Raw genomic sequence first — 19,358 nt, 5'->3', positions numbered from 1 at the left:
TCAGCCCACCCGGTAGTCGCTGTCACGGGAATCGGTGATGAACATGTACCCCGGCGCGTGGGTGATCGCGAACGGGGGCCGCGAGGCCATCAGCGCCGCCTGCGGAGTGACACCGCAGGCCCAGAACACCGGGACGTCGCCCGGTTCCGCGTCGACCGGGTCGCCGAAGTCCGGCCGGGCGAGGTCGTCGATGCCCAGCGCGCCCGGATCGCCGATGTGCACGGGAGCGCCGTGCACCGCCGGCATCGCGCCGGTGATCTCGACGGCGTCGTCGACGCGGTCCTCCGGGATCTGCCGCATGGACACGACCATCGGCCCGTGCAGCCGCCCGGCGGGCTCGCACTGCCGGTTCGTCATGTACATCGCGACGTTGCGGCCCTGGTCGACGTGTCGCAGCGGGACGCCCTCGGCGGCCAGCGCCGTTTCGAACGTGAAGCTGCAGCCGATCGAGAAGGCCACCATGTCGCTGCGCCACAAGCCGGTCGCGTCGGAGACTTCGCCGGCCAGCACGCCGTTCTGCCAGATCCGGTAGCGCGGCAGGTCGGTGCGCAGGTCCGCGCCCGGGGCGAGCCGCGTGGCCGGGTCACCGGGGTCGGTGACGTCGAGCACCGGGCACGCCTGCGGGTTGCGGGTGCAGAACAACAGGACGTCGTAGGCCCAGTCTTCGGGCACGGCGATCAGGTTGGTCTGGGTGAAGCCGTTGGCCCAGCCCGTGGTCGGGCGGGCGGTGCCGCGGCGGAACACCTCGCGCGCTTGCGCCGGCGTGTACGTCGCGGGTTCGTCAAAGGTCGTCATGAGAGCCCCCTCAGTCGACGAGTTCGATACCCCGGGTTTCCGGCAGGCCCAGCAGGGCGAGCACCGCGATGCCGTAGCCGATCGCGCCGAACACGATCGCGCCGCCCGCGCCGAGGAAGCCCACGACGGTCGGGAAGACCGCGCCGACCGCCCGGCCGAAGTTGTAGGTGAAGCCTTGTCCCGTCCCGCGCAACGTCGTCGGGTACAGCTCGGCGAGGTAGGCGCCGAAGCCGCTGAAGATCGCGGACATCGAGAAGCCGAGCGGGAAGCCGAGGACGAGCACGAGCCCGTTGGCGCCCTTGGGGATCTGCGTGTACGCGACGATCAACGCGGCCGACAGCAGCGCGAACGTCAGGAAGGTTTTCTTGCGGCCCATCAGGTCCGTGAGGTAGCCGCCGCAGACGTAGCCGACGAACGCGCCGGTGATCAGGAACGCGAGGTAGCCGCCGGTGCCGATCACGGTCAGCTCGCGCGTCTTCTTCAGGTAGGACGGCAGCCACGTCGAGATCGTGTAGTAGCCGCCCTGGACACCGGTGGCCAGCAGCGCGGCGAAGAACGTCGTGCGCAGGAGGTCGCCCTTGAAGATCTTGACGAGCGTCCCCTTCGGACGTTCGGCCTTCAGGCGTTCCTCGGCGCGCGGCGCGTCTTTGACGCTCTTGCGGACCCACAGCACCAGCAGCGCCGGGATGACACCGGTCCAGAACATGATGCGCCAGGCGACGTCGTCGCTCGCGACGCTGAACACCACGGTGTAGACGATCACCGACAGCGCCCAGCCGACCGCCCACGCGCTCTGCACGAACGCCACGGTCCGGCCGCGGTACTTGGCCGAGGAGTACTCCGCGACCAGTGCGGCGCCGGCCGCCCACTCGCCGCCGAAGCCCAGGCCCTGCAGCGCGCGGAAGACCAGCAGTGTTTCGAAGTTCGGCGCGAACCCGCAGAGCACGGTGAAGATCGTGTACATCGCGATGGTGATCTGCAGCGTGCGGACGCGGCCGATCCGGTCGGCCAGCATGCCCGCGCCGACCCCGCCGACGGCCGACACGACCAGTGTCGTCGTGCCGAGCAGGCCGGCCTCACCGCTCGAAATGCCGAAGTACGCGGTGATCGCGGCGAGGCCGAGCGGCAGGGTCTGGTAGTCGAACGAGTCCAGGCCGTAGCCGCCGAACGCGCCGAGGAACGCGCGGCGGCCGCGCTTGCCGAGCGTGCGGAACCAGTCGAACGGCCGGGCCTCGGTTGCTGTTGTGGCAGTCATGGGCACCTCCTGGCCAGTGTCTCATCGTGGCGTGGTTCACACAGTAAGGATTGTTGAACAATTCCACAAGACGGCAATTGGATCGTCCTCTCTGTGACGGCTATCATCGGAGCGTGGTCATCGAAGACAGCGGGTCACCGGGCCTGGCCGCCGACCGGGGCCTGGTCAGCCGCAAGAGCACGGCCGAGCGGGTCGCGGGCGTCCTCCGCAAGCGCATCGCGGAGGGCTTCTTCCTGCCGGGCGGCCGGCTGTCGGAGCAGGACATCGGCAACGCGCTCGGCGTCTCCCGCAACACGCTGCGCGAGGCGTTCCGGCTGCTCACGCACGAGCGGCTGCTGGCCCACGAGCTCAACCGCGGCGTCTTCGTCCGCATCCCGAGCGTCGAGGACGTCGTCGACATCTACCGCGTCCGCAAGATCATCGAGTGCGCGGCGGTCCGCGGCGTGACGGCGAAGCCGGACACGTTCGCGCGGATCAAGGAGAAGGTCGACATCGGCGACGAGGCCGCCCGCAGCGGCAACTGGAAGGACCTCGGCACCGCGAACGTCTGGTTCCACCAAGAGCTGGCAGCGCTGTCGGGCAGCGAGCGGGTCAACGAGCTGGTCGGCCGGCTGATCGCCGAGCTGCGGCTGGTCTTCCACATCATGGCCGAGCCGCGGCGGTTCCACGAGCGATACCTGCCGCGCAACCACGAGATCCTCGACCGCATCGAGGCCGGCGACGGCCCCGGCGCGGAGCAGCTGCTGATGAAGTACCTCGAGGACGCGGAAGAACAGCTGGTCGGGGCGTATGCGGACCGCGCGGAAGCGGCCCGGGCGGCGATGTCGGAGTAGTGGCCGTTCGGGCACCGTCGCCGTCCGGATGGGCCCGAGTGCTCGCCTCCACGGCACCTGGCTGGATAACCTCGGTGCGGTTTCGCCGCCGGAGACCCCCAGCGGCCGCGAAACCACTTCGCTGCCGGGTCGGGGCTCCCCCAGTGCCGTGGCCCGGCAGCCCTTTTTGCCCGAAATGCCGTCAAGGCCACCGCACGGACGTCCGTGCGGTGGCCTTGACGGCGTCGGGGGATCAGCCGGCGTAGCGGGCGAAGATCCTCGTGAAGTCCCACGCCTGCTGGGAAACGCCCGAACACGTGTCGTCGTTCGGGTAGGCGCCCGGGCAGGGGCGGTCGCGGTTGGCCGACCAGAACGTCAACCGGGCCAGGTGGTGCTGGTTCGCGTAGGCCAGGATCGTGGTGAAGTCGTTCAGGGTGACCGTCTCGTTGTTGTCCGTGATGCCGTTCATCGACGAGATGCCCATGTGCCGGTAGGCCGTGTCGTCGTCGTAGCCGTACGCGCCCTTGACGACGTTCTTGAGCCCCTCGGCCGCACGCTGCGTGAGCGTGCCCATGTTCTGGCCCGCGCCGCCGAAGTCGAACGGCATGATGACCCAGCCGTCGACCGTCAACCCGGACTGCGCCGCCCGGTTCACCAGGCTGTTGTCCGGACCGGACTGTCCGGTGCCGAACGTGACGTACAGCTTGATGCCCGGGTTGTTCGCCCGCACCGTCTTCAGCGCGTCGACCGTGCGCTGCTGCACCGTCGGGTTGCTGTAGGCGTCGGCCTCGATGTCGATGTCGATCGCCTTGAGACCGTAGGCGCTGATCACCTTCTGGTAGCCCGCCGCCAGCTCACCCGCGCTGCCGCACGACGACTCCAGCTTGTTGCCGGAGTAGCCGCCGAACGACGGGATGACGTCGCCGCCGCCCGCGCGCACCGCGTTGATCGTGTTCTGGTCGACGCCGCCGGTGAGCGCCCGGCCGCCGTCCCACATCGGGTTGCAGTAGCCGTTGGACAGGATGAACGCCAGCGTGAACCACTTGACGCCGGTGGCGTTCTGGATCGTCTGCGGGCTCGGCGGGTTGCCCCAGCCGTTGTAGAGGTACGGCGCCACGGCCATCACGCCCGGCCCGCTCGGCGGCGGGGTGGTGCCGCCGGACGGGAGCGTCCACTGCTGGTTGGCCGTGCTCGCGCACGTCCAGATCTGCAGCCGCGTGCCGTTGGCGCTGGAGTTGCCGGTGGCGTCGAGGCACTTGCCCGACCCGGTGTTGACGAGGTTCTTCGCCGCGTTGGCCGTCCACTTCTGGGCGTTGGAGCCGTTGCAGTCCCAGAGCTGGATCGTGGTGCCGTTCGCGGTGCCCGCACTGGTGACGTCGAGGCACTTGCCCAGCGCCTGCAGGGATCCGTCGGAGCCGACTGTCCACTGTTGAGCGCCCGAGCCGTTGCAGTCGTAGAGCTGGATCGCGGTGCCGTTGGCGCTGTTCGCCGCGTTGACGTCGACGCACTTGCCGGCGATGCCGGTGATCGGGCCGGTCGCCGCCTGCGCGACGCCTGGGACGGCTATGAGAGCCGATGCGGCGATGAGGGCGCCGAATGCTGCTTTTCGGGGGTTCCGGGTGGCGGAGCCCCCGGCCCGGGGCGGAGCCCCGGTTGTCACTGCCAGTTTCTTCATGCGGGCACGTTCCACTTCTGGTTGGCGGCGCCGGTGCAGGTCCAGATCTGCAACCGGGTGCCGTTGGCACTGGAATTGCCGGTCGCGTCGACGCACTTGTTCGACCCGGCGCCGACGAGGTCCTTGGCCGCGGTCGCCGCCCACCGCTGGTTCGCGGTCCCCCCGCAGTCCCACAGCTGCAGCTGGGCACCGTCCGCTGTGGACTGCCCGGTGACGTCGAGGCACTTGCCGAGTGCTTTCAGGGTTCCGTCGGTGCCGACCGTCCACTGTTGCGCGCCCGAGCCGTTGCAGTCGTAGAGCTGGACCGCGGTGCCGTTGGCGCTGTTCGCGCCGGCGACGTCGAGGCACTTGCCGCCGAGCCCGGTGATCGGGCCGGTCTTGCCCGTGGTGCCGCCATTGCCCTGGGTGCCGTTCCAGGTGAACGTCGCGGACGTGTGGCCGGGCAGCGAGTAGGTGAAGGACGAGTTGCCCCAGTTCACGCGGACGTTCTGGGCGGCGGTGCTGGAGTTGTACGCGATCAGCGCCTTCGAGCCGTCCGGGTTCTTCCACGCGACGTTGCGGACGGTCGAGTTGTCGTTCGAGTCGATCCGGTACGCGCCCGGCTTCACGAACTTCGTCAGGTGCCCCATCGTGTAGTACTCGACGGTGTAGTCGACCTGCCCGCTGCGCGAGTCTCCGTTGTGGACGGTGATCAGGCCGGTGCAGGTGCCGCAGCCGCCGTTGTGCGGGCCCATGTTCTGGTCGACGGCGAGGCTCCACTTGGTGACGCTCTTCGACCAGTTGCGCGTGTAGTCGACGATGTTGTTCATGTCCTCGGCCTGCTGGTTCGAGATCCAGGTGCCCCCGGAGTGCTCGGTCGAGTAGGCGTTGACGTTCGGGTACTGGTTGTGCGTCGTCGTCTGCTGCGCGATGTTGCCGCCGTACCCGTGCCAGGCGACGCCGCCGAAGTTCGGGTGGTTGCGGATCGCCGAGTCGTCCAGAGTGGGTGCGCCGTAGGAGGCGTAGGTGTCCCAGTTCCAGTCCAGCGCTAGGACCTTTGTGGACAGTCCGGCGCCCTGCAGGGCCGGCAGCAGGTTGTTCTTCGCGAAGTACGCCAGCCCGGCGCCGTTCCAGTTGGTCGACGGGTAGCTCGCGCAGCACGTCGGCTCGTTCTGCATCGAGACGTAGTCGATCGGCACGCCCGCGGCCTGGTAGGCCTGCAGGTACTTGACGAAGTACTGCGCGTAGGCCGGATAGTACTGCGACTCGACCCAGCCGAGCATGTAGCTGTCGTTGTCCTTCATCCACGGCGGCGCGCTCCAGGGCGACGCCATCACCTTGGCCTGCGGGTTGAGCTGCTTGGCCTGCTTGGTCAGCGGCAGCACGTCGGCCTGGTCGTGGGCGATCGAGAAGTGCGTCAGGTTCGGGTCGGTCTGGCCGGCCGGCATGTCGTCGAAGGTGTAGCTGTAGCGGGCCAGGTCGGACGCGCCGAGCGGGTTGCGGATGAAGCTCAGGCCGATGCCGTTGTTCGGGTCGAACAGCTTGCGCATCGTGTCGTCGCGGGTGGCCTGGGAAAGCGCGCCGCTGGAGTTCATCAGCCAGGCCGCGGTGTCCGTGAAGGACGCTCCACCGCCCTCGAACTGCTGGTAGGTGGTGCCTTCGTTGACGTTGATGGTCACGCCGCCGGTGCCGGTGCCCGCGGCGAAGGTGACCGGCGTCTGCTGCTGCAGGCCGCGGGTGACCGTGCGGCCGCCGGAGTCGCTGGTGGTGGTGAGCCAGACGTTCACGGTCTCGCCCGCGGCCTGCGCGGGCGCGGCGAAGGTGGCCGCGGCCAGGGCGGTCACGCCGAGCAGGGTGAGCAGTTTCCTCATGGCAGGCTCCACTTCTGGTTCGCGCCGGTGCCGCAGGTCCAGATCTGGAGCCGGGTCCCGTTGGCACTGGAGTTGCCGGTGGCGTCGAGGCACTTGCCGGAACCGGCGTTCACGAGGTTCTTCGACCCGTTGGCCGACCACTTCTGCGCGTTGGAGCCGTTGCAGTCGTACAGCTGGACCGTGGTCCCGTTGGTCGTGCCCGCGCTGGTGACGTCGAGGCACTTGCCGAGCGCCTTCACGGTTCCGTCGCTGCCGACCGTCCACTGTTGAGCGGTCGTGCCGTTGCAGTCGTAGAGCTGGACGGCGGTGCCGTTGGCGTTGTTCGCGCCCGCGACGTCGACGCACTTGCCGCCGACACCGGTGATCTGCCCGCCACCGGCCGGCGGCGGAGTGGTCGTGCCACCGGCGAACTGCGTGGCGACCTGCTCACCGAGGCTCGTGGCGTTGGCGTGGTTCTCGATCGGGTTGACGTGCGTGTTCGGGAACACGATGTAGGTCACCGGGCCCTCGGTGCCGCCGTTGGACGGGTCCGGGTTGATGCCGAGGTTGACCGCGGTGGCGTAGGACGCCTCACCGATGATGCTCGTCGGGCCGGTGTCGCCGACGACCGCGTAGGTGACCTGGTTGTTGTAGATCACCGCCACGACGGAACCGCCGTCGATGCCGTAGTTGCGGTAGTCCCATGTGGAAGTCGGCTGCGGGAGGACGATGTAGGGCAGCTGCGCCGCGTTCAGCGGCTGGTCGGTCGAGGTGTGGAACGCCGTGTCCGGGTAGAAGCAGCAGTCGGTCTGCTCGTTGCACTGGGACGTGCGGACACCGTCGCAGTCGATGTCCATGTCGGCCTTGAAGAACACCGCGCCGTTGGCCTGGCAGACGGGCACGGTCGCCGCGCCGCCTTCGTCGAAGGAATACTTGCCGTTCGAGATCTGCTGGCAGTTCTGCGTCTTCGCGAGCAGCTGGCTCGCGGACGGGCCGGCCTCGACGGCGGCTTGGGCGGAGCCGGTGGTGAGGAAGGAAAGCGCTAACAGGGCACACCCCATTAGCGCGACGAGGAATCGTCGCACTTGGATTCTCCTGCCGTGGGGTCAGGGGTCGTGAGTGTTTAGGGCGGTTAGAACCGCCCTAAACACTCACGACAGGTGTGGGTCAGGGAGTGGTCCACTTCTGGTTGGCGCCGCCGCCGCAGGTCCAGATCTGCAGACGGGTGCCGTTCGCGCTCGAGTTGCCGGTGGCGTCGAGGCACTTGTTCGCGTTGGGGTTCACGATGTCCTTGGCTCCGGAGATCGCCCACTTCTGGGCGACGGTCCCGTTGCAGTCGTAGAGCTGCACCGGTGTCCCGTCCGCGGTGCCCGCGGCGCTGACGTCCATGCACTTGCCGAGCGCCCGGATCGTGCCGTCGCTGGCGATGGTCCAGTTCTGCGCCGCGTTGCCGTTGCAGTCGGTGATCTGGATCGGCGTGCCGTTGGCGGAGTTCGCGCCCGCGACGTCGACGCACTTGCCGCCGATGCCGGTGATCCGCCCGGTGCGCCCGGTCGGCGGGGTGCCGCCGCCGACGTCGTTGGTCACGTGGACGTAGTCGACGACCAGCTGCTGCGGGAACTGCGTGCTGCTGTTGGGGTCGCCGGGCCAGTACCCGCCGACGGCGAGGTTGAGGATGATGAAGAAGTTGTGGTCGTAGACCCAGCGGTTGCCGTTCAGGTCGGACGGCGTGCGCGTCTGGTAGAGGTTCCCGTCGACGTACCACTTGATCTGGTTGGGCGACCAGTCGACGGCGTAGGTGTGGAAGTCGTCGGAGAAGTTCGGGCCGTTGTAGGCCGCGCCGATGCCGCCGGAACCGGAGTAGCCGGGGCCGTGGATGGTGCCGTGCACGGTGTTCGGCTCGAACCCGACGTTCTCCATGATGTCGATCTCGCCGTCGGTCGGCCAGTTGCCGCCGCCGAGCATCCAGAACGCGGGCCACATGCCCTGGCCGCGCGGGAGCTTCATGCGCGTCTCGAAGTGGCCGTAGGCCTGGCTGAACTTGCCGGCGGTGTTCATCCGCGCGGACGTGTACTCGCAGCGGCCGTACCAGCAGTTGTAGTTGCCGGGGTTTTCCTTCTTGGCCGTGATGACGAGGTGGCCCTGGCCGTCGAGCTGGGCGTTGTTCGTGCCGGACGTGTAGTACTGGCGCTCGTGGTTGTTGACGTTGTCGCCGGTTTCCAGCTGCCACTTCGAGCCGTCCACGGCTGAGCCGGCTGGGCCGTTGAAGTCGTCGGTGAAGGTGGCTGCCGCTTCGGCCGCCGGTGCGGTCAGTACTTGCTGGCCGAGCAGCAGGAGGGACGCTGCCGCGAGGAGGGCCGCTGTTCTTCTTCTGGCCTTGCGGAATGAGGTGGACATCGTTGTCGCCTCTCTCACCGTTGGGGGGACGGCGTTCCGCGCGCAGCACGGAACGCGGGGAGGGGGAGGTGGCCTCGCATGCCGGGGCGGCGGCAGGCGCGACCGGTTCGCCGTCTCCTGTGCTCCTGTACTCCTGGGCGGGGGCGGAGTTCGGGCGGCGGCGGGCTTTGTTGTGCCTGGCAACAAAGTATGCATGGTCCAGACAAGCCGGGCAACCGTCGGGCGGTCATTTTTTTTCAACCCGAATTAAGGGTGAGGGGGTGGCGGGTTGGTTCCCGATCAGCGGTGCATGCGTCTTCCGGCACCCCGAAGGGTTTCCTTCCGGCACCCCGAAGCCTTCATTGTGACTACGGCCGGCAGCACCGCGTCAAGGCGGGAAAGATGCCTTGACCCGGCGCCGCCGGCCGTGTTCTGGCTTCGGATCGGGGTGCGGGAGGGGGGTCTGGGTGCTCGTTCCGCTGTTGCTGTATCAGGCCGCGTCGGAGTTTGATGAGCCCGGTTTTGCGATCTTCGAAGTTGCTCCCTGGGCCAGCAAGTCCGCCACTGGCAGTGTTGCCGCCCCCGTTGCCACCGCGTCCAAGCCCAGGGAGCCCAGCTGGATCGATGTCTGGCTGAACGGGTGTCGCAGTGCGTGCTCGCTCGCTGCCTCGCGGATTCGTGGGAGCAGTTGCTCGCCCAGTGCCAAGCCTGCCCAGCCGCCGATCACTATGCGCTCCGGGTTGAACAAGTTGATCAAATTCGCGATCCCCGCGCCGAGGTAGCCGGCCGTCTCGTCCAGGACGCGGGCTGCCGTCTTGGACTTTGCCGCCGCCTCCAGCAGGGCCGTGAACTGGGCCTGCTCGTCCTCTCCGGGGACCTCCTTGCCCCGGGCCTTCCGATACCTCGCCAGCACCCCGCCTGCGCCGATGTACGCCTCCAGGCAGCCCAGTGCGCCGCAGCGGCACTGCTGCCCGCCGTACGCGATCGTCGTGTGGCCCCACTCGCCCGCGCTGCTCGTCGACCCGCGGTACGTCGTTCCGTCCGTCACCACCGCCGCGCCCACGCCCGAGCCGATCAGCGCTATCACCGCGTGCCGTGCCCCGCGGCCCGCGCCGAACCACATCTCCGCCTGGCCCTGCGTCTTCGCGCCGTTGTCCACGAACAGGGGCAGGGACACCCCCGCGTCCTGCAGCAGGGCCACCAGCGGCACCGCGTCCCAGCCGACCGTCGGCGCGTGGACCAGCACCCGCTCGCCCTGCTCGACCATTCCCGGCACGCCGATGCCGACGCCCAGCACACTCGCGTCGTCGAAGCCCGCGAACACCTCGCGCAGCCCGGATGTCACCTGCTCGACCGCCGTCGCCGGGTCCGGGGCCTTCGGGAGCGGGTGCTCCACCGTCGCCAGCCTGTTCATCGCCAGGTCGAACAGCTCCACCTTGACGCCCGTCTCGCCGATGTCGACGCCCGCGACGTGCCCGTACGCCGGGTCGACGCGCAGCAGCACCCGCGGCCGGCCGCCGTCCGACTCGACCTGGCCCGCCTCCGTGATGAGCCGCTCTTCGCCCAGCTCGGCCGTCACGTTGCTGACCGTCGCCGCACTCAATCCGGTGAGCTGGCTCAGTTCGTGCCGCGACAGCGGGCCGTCGAAGTACAGTTTCGACAGCAGCAGGGAACGGTTGTGCCTCCGCAGATCACGGACGGTGGTGCGCTTGCTCGCCATGGGCAACCCATCTGAAGCTTCTACCGGCTGCGACCAGGATGCCTGATCACCCTAAGTTGTGGCTATGTATTAAGTGGTGAACTAAGTCCCGAACCCATAGTGACATGGGGGGCGTCTGGCAGAATCCCCCAGGTGACCCAGGTGGTACGCCAGACAACCCGAGACCTCCGGCGGCACAACCGCGCGGCGCTCCTCTCCTCCCTGTACCTCCGCGGTCCCGTCAGCAGGCTGGAACTAGTAGCTGAATCGGGCTTGTCCGCCGCCACCGTTACCAACGTCGTCTCCGAGCTCATCGCCGACGGCGTCGTCGCCGAGGCCGGCTCGGTCGAATCCGACGGCGGACGGCCGCGGACGCTGCTGGCCGTGCGGCCCGACTTCGGGCACGTCGTGGGCGTCGACGTCGGCGAGACACATGTCGAGGTCGGGCTGTTCGACTGCGCCCTCGGGACGCTCGGCACGGTCCGCCACCCGCTCGTCGGCACCCGCCTCGATCCGGATGAAGTGGCCGGATTGGTGCGAACCGGTATCGCCGAAGTGCTCGAAGGCGGCGAACCGGACGCGGTGTTCGGCGTCGGCATCGGCGTGCCCGGCGCGGTCCGCGACGGCGGGATCGTGCACGCGCCCACCCTCGGCTGGCGCGGCGTGGCCTTCGCCGACCTCGTCCACCCGCACATCCAAGCGCTGTTTCCTTCGGGGCCGAGCCCCGAACCCCGGCCGGGGGGCGAGCCCCCCTGGACCCCCCAAAAGATGCCGGTGCACCTCGACAACCGGGCCCGCACGCTCGGCCAGGCGGAGACCTGGCGCGGTGCCGGCCGGGGCGCCGAACGCGCCATCGTCGCCCTGCTCGGCGTCGGGGTCGGGGCCGCTGTCGCGACGGCCGGGCGCTCGCACCCGGACATCACCACCAGCGAGTGGGGCCACACCGTCGTCAAGGCGGGCGGCGCCGCCTGCCGCTGCGGCTCGCACGGCTGCCTGGAGGCCTACGTCGGCACCGAGGCCGTCGTCCGGCACTACGCCGACCGCGTCGGCAAGGAACCGGTCATCGGGGATGAAAGCGACAACGAACTGGCGCGCATCGTCGACGAAGCCGCCGGCGACGGCCCGGCCGCCGACGTGCTCGCCGAGACCGCCGAACACCTCGGGATCGGCATCGCGAACCTGATCAACCTGCTCAGCCCGGACCGGGTGGTGCTCTCCGGCTCGGCGGGGGCGATCATGGGACCGGCGATCCTGCCCGCGGTGCGCGACGCCGTGCGCCGGCACGCGCTCGACTACCTCGCCGAGCGCACCGAGGTCGTCCTCGGCCGGCTCGGGCCGGAGGCGGTCGCGCTCGGCGCGGCCACCCTGCCCATCGCGCAACTGCTCGCGAACGGGGGCCGGACCGGCTGATTCCCTTGCGTCGCAAGGAGTAATCACCGATATAGGTCTGGACCGCCAGTTCTTTTAGTACTTAAACTTAGGCACAAAATGTTACCGCCGTGTTATTGACGTGACCCGAGTCACCCGGGTTGACTTCGGGACGTCGTTCGGTCGCCGGCGGTCGGGGCTCGCTACCAGTCGACACCTACGCACGTCGTCGATGACTAGGAGGAACGATGCGAGTCAAGCGCTCCATCGTCGCAGCGCTCGTAGCGGGCATGGTCTTGAGCGGCCTGACCGCCTGTTCGGGCGGCAGTTCGAACGCCGCGCAGAGCAACCCGGACCAGGTGCTCAACGTGGGCAAGCCCGACGGCCCGCAGTCGGAGAACAACAACCCGTTCCTCGAGACGTCCGCCCTGTCGAACATGGGGTACCGGTGGATGATCTACGAGCCCCTGGTCATGCTCAACCGCGTCAAGCCGCAGGAGCCGGGCAAGCCGTGGCTCGCGACGAAGTGGGACTGGTCGGACAACTACAAGAAGCTCGTCCTGACCATCCGTGACGGCGTCACGTTCTCCGACGGCCAGAAGATGACCGGCGACGACGTCGCCTACACGTTCCAGCTGCTGCGCGACAACAAGGCGCTGAACGTCGACGCCGTCCCCTACAAGGACATCACCGCGGCCGGGAACCAGGTCACCCTGGGCTTCGACAGCTCGCAGTTCGTCAACCAGGTCAAGATCCTCCAGACGCTCGTCGTGCCGAAGCACGCCTGGCAGTCCGTCAAGGACCCGGCGCTCGACACGGTGAAGAACCCGATCGGCACCGGGCCGTACACGCTCAAGTCGGCCACGCCGCAGACGATGATCGTCGTCCGCCGCGACAGCGGTTACTGGCAGGAAGCGCCGAAGGTCAAGGAGATCCGCTACACCTCCTACACCGACAACAACGCGCAGGTGAACGCGCTGGTCAGCGGGGCGTCGGAGTGGAGCTTCGTCTTCATCCCGAACTACAAGGCCGTCTACACCAACAAGGACCCGCAGCACTACAAGCTGTGGTTCCCCGCGCAGCTCGCCGTCCACGGCCTGTGGTTCAACACCGAGAAGGCGCCGTGGAACGACGCGAAGCTGCGTCAGGCGGTCAGCAAGGTGATCAACCGCGACGACATCTTCAACCAGGGCGAGGCCGGCTACTTCTACCCGAAGAACGACCAGGTCACCGGCATCCCGACGCCGGCGGGCGACCCGTTCATCGCGCCGCAGTACAAGGGCCAGACGGTCAAGGTCGACGTCCCGGGCGCCAAGGCGCTGCTCACCGGCGCGGGCTACAAGTTCAACGGCGACAAGCTGGCCGACCCGAGCGGCAAGCCGGTCACCCTCAAGCTCACCGTCCCGTCGGGCTGGTCGGACTACATCACCGACCTGGAGATCATCAAAGACAACCTGGCGCAGATCGGCATCACCGCGACGGTCGAGAAGATGAACCAGGACGCGTGGATCAAGTCGGTCGACACCGGTGACTTCGAAGGCCTGATGCACTGGACCAACGACGGTGCGACGCCGTACGACATGTACCGCGACGTCATGGACGGCAACCGCTACAAGCCGACCGGCCAGGGTGGCATCAACGGCAACTACGGCCGCTTCAAGAACGACGAGGCGACCAAGGCGCTCGAGACCTACGCCAACGCCGAGGACGACGCCGCTCGCACCGCCGCCATGGCGACGCTGCAGAAGATCATGATCGACCAGCAGCCGATGGTCCCGACCTCGGCGGCCAACTCCGGCGGCGAGTACAGCACGAAGAACTGGGTCGGCTGGCCGGACGAGGCCAACCCGTACGGCCCGGCGCAGCCCACGCTGCGCAACGCGCTCGACATCGTTCTCCACCTGAAGCCCGCGGCCTGATGGCGGATTCAGTCATGACGGAACACGGGGACGGCCGCGGCGACGCGGCCGCCCCGGCCCCCTCCGACCCCGTCGCCGTCGGGTCGGAGGGGGACCTCCCCGTCGTTCTGGAGGCGGCGGGACTCACGAAGCACTTCCCCGTTCGGCGACGCGGGCGCGCGGCCCTCACCGGCCCGCGCCGCGCGGTCCAGGCCGTCGACGACGTCACCTTGACACTCCGGCGGGGCCGCGTCACCGCGTTGGTCGGCGAGTCCGGCTCGGGCAAGTCGACGGTCGCCCGGCTGCTCGCGGGGCTCTACCCGCGCACCGGCGGCGACATCCGGCTGCACGGCGAGACGGTGAACGTCAAGCACGGCAAGGCGTTCCGCGCCTACGCGCGGCGCGTCCAGATGATCTTCCAGGACCCGTTCGCGTCGCTGAACCCCGTGCACACCGTCCGCTACCACCTGACGCGGGCGCTGAAGATCCACGGCCGGGCGGGCGACGACCTCGAGAAGTCGTTGCACGACCTGCTTTCCCGCGTGCAGCTGACGCCGCCGGAGCGGTACATCGACAAGTTCCCGCACGAGCTGTCCGGCGGACAGCGCCAGCGCGTCGCGATCGCGCGGGCGCTCGGCGCCGACCCCGAGGCGCTGCTGGCCGACGAGCCGGTGTCCATGTTGGACGTCTCGATCCGGCTCGGCGTGCTGAACCTGTTGCGGGACCTCAAGGAACGACTGCACCTCGCGATCCTGTACATCACGCACGACATCGCGTCGGCACGCTACTTCGCCGACGAGACGATGGTGATGTACGCCGGCCGGATGGTCGAAGGCGGCGACAGTGAGACCATCACGCAGAACCCGGCGCACCCGTACACGCGCCTGCTGATCGAGTCCGCGCCCGACCCGGACCGGCTCACCACGGGAGCGGATCCCGCCGAGGTGCCCGCCGAACGCGGCGCGGGTGAACCGCCGAGCTTGATCGACCCGCCGTCCGGCTGCCGGTTCCACCCGCGCTGCCCGGTGGCGATGGAGCGGTGCAAGACCGACCTGCCGCCGCGGTTCGAGGTCGACGACGCACCCGGCCACTGGGCCGCGTGCTGGCTGTACGACGGAGCCGCCCGATGAGGTTCCTGCTGCAACGGCTGGCCTTCTACGTCTTCACGGCCTGGGCCGCCGTCACCATCAACTTCTTCATCCCGCGGATGATCCCGGGCGACCCGGTGCAGTCGCTGATCGCGAAGAACCAGGGCATGATCAGCGCGGACGCGATCCAGTCGCTGTACGTCCTCTTCGGACTGGACAAGAACGAAAGCCTGATCTCCCAGTACTTCGACTACTGGGGCCAGCTCTTCCGGGGCGACCTCGGGATCTCGTTCACGTTCTTCCCGTCGCCGGTGTCCGAGCTGATCGGTGACAGCCTGCCGTGGACGATCATCCTGGTCGGCATCACCACGATCGTCGGCTTCGCGCTCGGCACCGGGCTCGGCGTGGTCGCCGGCTGGAAGCGCGGCTCGTGGGTCGACGGCCTCCTGCCGGTGACGACGTTCCTCTCGTCGATCCCGTACTTCTGGCTCGGCCTGATCGCGCTGACGCTGCTGGCCGGCCCGGGCAGCTTCTTCCCGTCGTCCGGCGGCTACGACCCGGGCACGGTGCCCGGCTGGGACGGCACGTTCATCGGCAGTGCGATCCAGCACAGCCTGCTGCCCGCGCTGACCATCCTGATCAGCTCGATGGGCAGCTGGATCCTGGGCATGCGCAACATGATGGTGACCGTCGCGTCGGAGGACTACGTGACCGTCGCGCACGCCAAGGGCCTGCCGGAACGCCGGGTCATGGTCGGCTACGCCGCGCGCAACGCGTTGCTGCCGAGCGTGTCGGGGTTCGCGCTGGCGCTGGGGTTCATCGTCGGCGGCACGCTGCTGGTGGAGATCGTCTTCTCCTACCCGGGCGTCGGCTACCAGCTGTTCCAGGCGGTCGGCTCGCAGGACTACCCGCTGATGCAGGGCATCTTCCTGATCATCACGCTGTCGGTGCTGGTCGCGAACCTGTTCGCCGACGTCGCCTACCTCGCGCTCGACCCCCGTACCCGGAAGGAGGGCTGACATGGCCGTACCCGCGGCGGACGTCAAAGCCGCCCAAGCCCTCCCGGTCGACGCGGTGGCGCGCCGGCGCCGGTTCCGCTTCCTCACCGGCGGGAAGACGGCCACCGGCCTCGCCGTCATCGTCTTCTTCGTGGTGATCGCGGTCATCGGCGACTGGATCGCGCCCTACGACCCGTCGGCGCGCAGCAACGACCTGCTCGAAGGGCCGTCGGGCCGGCACTGGTTCGGCACCACCCACCTCGGCCAGGACATCTTCAGCCAGGTCGTGGTCGGCACGCGCAGCGTCATGCTGGTCGGGCTGACCGCAGGGATCGTGGCGACGATCCTCGCGGTGATCGTCGGCGTGACGTCCGGCTACCTCGGCGGGACCCCCGGCGAGGGCCTGTCCGCACTGTCCAATGTGTTCCTGGTGATCCCGGCGCTGCCGCTGATCATCATCATCGGCAGCGCGGTGCCCACCGGCGGCGACTACCTGGTGGCGGTGATCATCGGGTTCACCTCCTGGGCGTGGGGCGCACGCGTGCTGCGGGCGCAGACGCTTTCCTTGCGTGGCCGGGAGTACGTCGAAGCGGCCCGGGCGACCGGCGAGTCGACGTGGCGGATCATCTTCTTCGAAATCCTGCCGAACCTGACCGCCGTGATCGCGTCGAGCTTCGTCGGCACGGTGATCTTCGCGGTGATGTCGGAGATCACGCTCGCGTTCGTCGGCGTCTCGGGACTGTCCAACTGGAACTGGGGCACGATCCTGTTCTGGGCGCAGAGCCAGCAGGCCCTCGCGCAGGGCGCGTGGTGGTGGTTCGTGCCGGCCGGGCTGGCGATCGCGATCCTCGGCACCGCGTTGTCCCTGCTCAACTTCGGCATCGACGAGTTCGTCAGCCCGCGGCTGCGCGGCAGCGGCAAGGCGCGCGTCAAGGGCGCCGACGGACGGACGCATCGCATGCGCGTGGGCTTCACGCCCGTGCTCGGGCGGGAGGAACAGCCATGATGGACCCGGTCCTGGAGATCAAGGGCCTGGACGTCGACTACGGCGTCGGCGACGAAGCCGTGCGCGCGGTCCGGGACGTGCACCTGACGCTGCACCGCGGCGAAGTCCTCGGCCTGGCCGGGGAAAGCGGCAGCGGGAAGTCCACTTTGGCCTACGGGCTGACCCGGCTGCTCGCGCCGCCGGGCGTGATCCGCGGCGGCCAGGTGCTCTACCACCCCGCCGACGGTGAGCCCTACGACGTCCTCAAGCTGACGGACAAACAGCTGAGAGACTTCCGCTGGGCCGAGACGTCCATTGTGTTCCAGGGCGCGATGAACTCGCTCAACCCGGTGCACAAGGTCGTCACGCAGCTCGTCGACGTCATCAAGGCGCACGAGCCCCGCAGCACGAAAGCGAGCCGCCTCGCGCGGGCCCGCGACCTGCTCAAGCTGGTCGGGATTTCGGCCGACCGGCTGGAGGCGTACCCGCACCAGCTCTCCGGCGGCATGCGCCAGCGCGTGATGATCGCGATGGCGCTGGCGCTGGAGCCGCGGGTCGTCATCATGGACGAGCCGACCACCGCGCTCGACGTCGTCATGCAGCGCCAGATCCTCGGCCAGCTCGTGGAACTGCGGGAGCGGCTGGGCTTCTCGGTCCTGTTCATCACGCACGACCTTTCACTGCTGGTGGAGTTCTCGGACCGGATCGCGATCATGTACGGCGGCCGGATCGTCGAGCAGGCGCCGGCGGCCGAGCTCTACCGGGACGCGCTGCACCCGTACAGCTTCGGCCTGCTGAACTCGTTCCCCGCGCTGCGCGGCCCGCGCCGTGAGCTGGCCGGGATCCCGGGCTCGCCGCCGGACACGCGCGGGATGCCCGCCGGCTGCGCGTTCCACCCGCGGTGTCCCAAGGCCTTCGAGCCGTGCGACTCGAAGGTGCCCGAGCTGGGCTTGCCCGGCGGCGACCCGACTCGCGAAGTGGCGTGCTGGCTGCACCCGGTCGCCGCCCACTGAACGCCGCCCGTCCTATCCGGTACCCCTGGAGGAGACCCGCCTTGACCGAGACCACAGCCGCGACCGCCGAACAGCAGGCGCTGATCGACACCCTGCCGCCGGACTTCCGCTGGGGCGTGGCCACCGCCGCGTACCAGATCGAAGGCGCGGTCGCGGAAGACGGGCGCACTCCGTCCATTTGGGACACGTTCTGCCAGGTCCCGTGGGCGATCGACAACAACGACACCGGTGACGTGGCGTGCGACCACTACCACCGGATGCCCGAGGACATCGGACTCGTCGGCGAGCTGGGCGCGGACACGTACCGGTTTTCCGTGGCGTGGCCCCGGGTCCAGCCGCGCGGTCGGGGCGGCGTCAACGAGGCGGGCATCGGGTTCTACGAGCGGCTGGTCGACGAGACGCTCGAGCGCGGCGTCACGCCGTGGCTGACGCTCTACCACTGGGACCTGCCGCAGGAGCTGGAGGACGCGGGCGGCTGGCCGGCGCGGGACACGGCGTACCGGTTCGCGGACTACGCGATGCTGGTGTTCGACCGGCTGTCCGATCGGGTGCGGCACTGGACGACGTTGAACGAGCCGTGGTGCTCGGCGATGCACGGGTACGTCCACGGCGTGATGGCGCCGGGCCGCCGGGACTACGCGGCCGGGCTGCACGCGGTGCACCACCTGCTGCTGGGCCACGGTCTCGCGACGCAGCGGATGCGTGCGGCCGCGCCGGCGGACACGGAGTTCGGCATCACGCTGAACATGTGCACGGCCGACCCGGCGACGGACTCTCCCGAAGACGTCCGCGCGGCCCGGCAGGCCGACGGCCTCGGCGTCCGGATCTACCTGGACCCGCTGGTGCACGGACGCTACCCGACCGACGTGGTCGACGACCTGGCCGCCCGCGGAGTCCGCCTCCCGATCCAGGACGGCGACCTGTCGGTGATTTCGACGCCGCTGGACTTCCTGGGCGTGAACTACTACTTCGGCCAGCAGTTCTCGGGCGTGGACGAGTCCGGCAACGCGGTCGACGACGAGGGCGTCCCGGCGTCTCGGGCAGTTCCGTTCGGCGAGCCGACGACGGCGATGGGCTGGGAGATCCTGCCGGGCAAGTTCACCGAGCTGCTGACCCGCCTCGGCCGCGACTACCCGGGCCTCCCGATGTACATCACGGAGAACGGCTCGGCGTTTGACGACGACCCGGACTCGTCCGGTTTCGTCCGCGACGAAGGCCGTACTGCTTACCTGGCTTCGCACATCGCCGCGGTCGCGGCGGCGCGCAATGCCGGTGCCGATGTCCGCGGGTACTTCGCTTGGTCCCTTTTGGACAACTTCGAGTGGGCGTACGGGTACGCGAAGCGGTTCGGGTTGATCCGCGTGGACTACGAGACGCAGGCGCGCACGATCAAGCAGAGTGGCTACTTCTACCGCGACACCGTTCGGCGGGTGCGCGGCAGCTGAGGGGAAGAGCGTGAAGGTCACCATGGCGCTGCCGTGGTGACCTTCACTGCTTTCGGCGGTAGGGCGGGCCCCACCGGGGGCGCGGTGGCGGGCACCATGGCCCGGTTCCGGGGACTTCCCTA

The 19,358-nt window shown here is 68.9% G+C and carries 15 protein-coding genes; 8 read left to right on the top strand and 7 right to left on the bottom strand.

The features are described from left to right. Together M8542_RS15125 and M8542_RS15120 are read right to left on the bottom strand one after the other, a co-directional pair. Complete coding sequence (locus M8542_RS15125; protein ID WP_257920782.1) at positions 1-795, bottom strand: putative hydro-lyase; 795 nt, start codon at positions 793-795, stop codon at positions 1-3. Between the two features lie 10 nt (positions 796-805). After that, a complete protein-coding gene (locus tag M8542_RS15120; RefSeq protein WP_257920781.1) occupies positions 806-2,050 on the bottom strand; it encodes an MFS transporter in 1,245 nt (414 codons plus the stop codon). Positions 2,051-2,163: 113 nt separating this feature from the next. Here M8542_RS15120 and M8542_RS15115 point away from each other — a divergent pair, with 113 nt between their 5' ends. Beyond that, complete coding sequence (locus M8542_RS15115) at positions 2,164-2,883, top strand: GntR family transcriptional regulator (RefSeq protein ID WP_257920780.1); 720 nt, start codon at positions 2,164-2,166, stop codon at positions 2,881-2,883. A gap of 232 nt (positions 2,884-3,115) precedes the next feature. Here M8542_RS15115 and M8542_RS15110 read toward each other — a convergent pair whose 3' ends face one another. From M8542_RS15110 to M8542_RS15090, 5 genes are all read right to left on the bottom strand, one after another. After that, on the bottom strand, positions 3,116-4,537 hold the full coding sequence (locus M8542_RS15110; RefSeq protein ID WP_257920779.1) for a ricin-type beta-trefoil lectin domain protein: 1,422 nt from the start codon (positions 4,535-4,537) through the stop codon (positions 3,116-3,118). Further along, complete coding sequence (locus M8542_RS15105) at positions 4,534-6,387, bottom strand: ricin-type beta-trefoil lectin domain protein (RefSeq protein WP_257920778.1); 1,854 nt, start codon at positions 6,385-6,387, stop codon at positions 4,534-4,536. Before M8542_RS15105 ends, M8542_RS15110 begins: the two co-directional genes overlap by 4 nt. Continuing rightward, on the bottom strand, positions 6,384-7,427 hold the full coding sequence (locus tag M8542_RS15100) for a ricin-type beta-trefoil lectin domain protein (protein WP_257920777.1): 1,044 nt from the start codon (positions 7,425-7,427) through the stop codon (positions 6,384-6,386). The genes M8542_RS15105 and M8542_RS15100 overlap by 4 nt, the downstream gene beginning before the upstream one ends. A 106-nt stretch (positions 7,428-7,533) precedes the next feature. Continuing rightward, a complete protein-coding gene (locus M8542_RS15095; protein ID WP_257920776.1) occupies positions 7,534-8,763 on the bottom strand; it encodes a family 16 glycosylhydrolase in 1,230 nt (409 codons plus the stop codon). Between the two features lie 469 nt (positions 8,764-9,232). Continuing rightward, entirely contained in the window at positions 9,233-10,462 is a 1,230-nt protein-coding gene (locus M8542_RS15090) for an ROK family transcriptional regulator (protein WP_257920775.1), read from the bottom strand. Positions 10,463-10,594: 132 nt separating this feature from the next. Between M8542_RS15090 and M8542_RS15085 the strand changes: the two genes are divergently transcribed. From M8542_RS15085 to M8542_RS15055, 7 genes are all read left to right on the top strand, one after another. Continuing rightward, positions 10,595-11,851, top strand: coding sequence for an ROK family transcriptional regulator (locus M8542_RS15085; protein ID WP_257920774.1), 1,257 nt, complete (start codon positions 10,595-10,597; stop codon positions 11,849-11,851). Between the two features lie 206 nt (positions 11,852-12,057). Then, on the top strand, positions 12,058-13,728 hold the full coding sequence (locus tag M8542_RS15080; protein ID WP_257920773.1) for an ABC transporter substrate-binding protein: 1,671 nt from the start codon (positions 12,058-12,060) through the stop codon (positions 13,726-13,728). 14 nt (positions 13,729-13,742) lie between these two features. After that, positions 13,743-14,837, top strand: coding sequence for an ABC transporter ATP-binding protein (locus tag M8542_RS15075; protein WP_257920772.1), 1,095 nt, complete (start codon positions 13,743-13,745; stop codon positions 14,835-14,837). Next, positions 14,834-15,814, top strand: a complete 981-nt coding sequence (locus tag M8542_RS15070) for an ABC transporter permease (RefSeq protein WP_257920771.1) — start codon at positions 14,834-14,836, stop codon at positions 15,812-15,814. Before M8542_RS15075 ends, M8542_RS15070 begins: the two co-directional genes overlap by 4 nt. 1 nt (position 15,815) lies before the next feature. Next, positions 15,816-16,799: an ABC transporter permease gene (locus tag M8542_RS15065; RefSeq protein WP_257920770.1), complete on the top strand. Its 984-nt coding sequence runs from the start codon at positions 15,816-15,818 to the stop codon at positions 16,797-16,799. Next, on the top strand, positions 16,796-17,791 hold the full coding sequence (locus M8542_RS15060) for an ABC transporter ATP-binding protein (RefSeq protein WP_257920769.1): 996 nt from the start codon (positions 16,796-16,798) through the stop codon (positions 17,789-17,791). The genes M8542_RS15065 and M8542_RS15060 overlap by 4 nt, the downstream gene beginning before the upstream one ends. Positions 17,792-17,832: 41 nt before the next feature. Continuing rightward, complete coding sequence (locus tag M8542_RS15055) at positions 17,833-19,236, top strand: GH1 family beta-glucosidase (RefSeq protein ID WP_257920768.1); 1,404 nt, start codon at positions 17,833-17,835, stop codon at positions 19,234-19,236. Positions 19,237-19,358 lie beyond the last annotated feature (122 nt).

It is taken from the genome of Amycolatopsis iheyensis (assembly GCF_024703995.1).
Classification (GTDB): domain Bacteria; phylum Actinomycetota; class Actinomycetes; order Mycobacteriales; family Pseudonocardiaceae; genus Amycolatopsis; species Amycolatopsis iheyensis.
This window is presented reverse-complemented; position numbering and strand designations above follow the sequence as displayed.

Bases quoted from the DNA above. Each gene is read 5' to 3' on its own strand.
- M8542_RS15120 (WP_257920781.1), bottom strand. From the start codon at position 2,050: ATGACTGCCACAACAGCAACCGAGGCCCGGCCGTTCGACTGGTTCCGC.
- M8542_RS15060 (WP_257920769.1), top strand. From the start codon at position 16,796: ATGATGGACCCGGTCCTGGAGATCAAGGGCCTGGACGTCGACTACGGC.
- M8542_RS15080 (WP_257920773.1), top strand. From the start codon at position 12,058: ATGCGAGTCAAGCGCTCCATCGTCGCAGCGCTCGTAGCGGGCATGGTC.
- M8542_RS15100 (WP_257920777.1), bottom strand. From the start codon at position 7,427: ATGGGGTGTGCCCTGTTAGCGCTTTCCTTCCTCACCACCGGCTCCGCC.
- M8542_RS15110 (WP_257920779.1), bottom strand. From the start codon at position 4,537: ATGAAGAAACTGGCAGTGACAACCGGGGCTCCGCCCCGGGCCGGGGGC.
- M8542_RS15095 (WP_257920776.1), bottom strand. From the start codon at position 8,763: ATGTCCACCTCATTCCGCAAGGCCAGAAGAAGAACAGCGGCCCTCCTC.
- M8542_RS15125 (WP_257920782.1), bottom strand. From the start codon at position 795: ATGACGACCTTTGACGAACCCGCGACGTACACGCCGGCGCAAGCGCGC.
- M8542_RS15075 (WP_257920772.1), top strand. From the start codon at position 13,743: ATGACGGAACACGGGGACGGCCGCGGCGACGCGGCCGCCCCGGCCCCC.
- M8542_RS15065 (WP_257920770.1), top strand. From the start codon at position 15,816: ATGGCCGTACCCGCGGCGGACGTCAAAGCCGCCCAAGCCCTCCCGGTC.
- M8542_RS15105 (WP_257920778.1), bottom strand. From the start codon at position 6,387: ATGAGGAAACTGCTCACCCTGCTCGGCGTGACCGCCCTGGCCGCGGCC.
- M8542_RS15090 (WP_257920775.1), bottom strand. From the start codon at position 10,462: ATGGCGAGCAAGCGCACCACCGTCCGTGATCTGCGGAGGCACAACCGT.
- M8542_RS15070 (WP_257920771.1), top strand. From the start codon at position 14,834: ATGAGGTTCCTGCTGCAACGGCTGGCCTTCTACGTCTTCACGGCCTGG.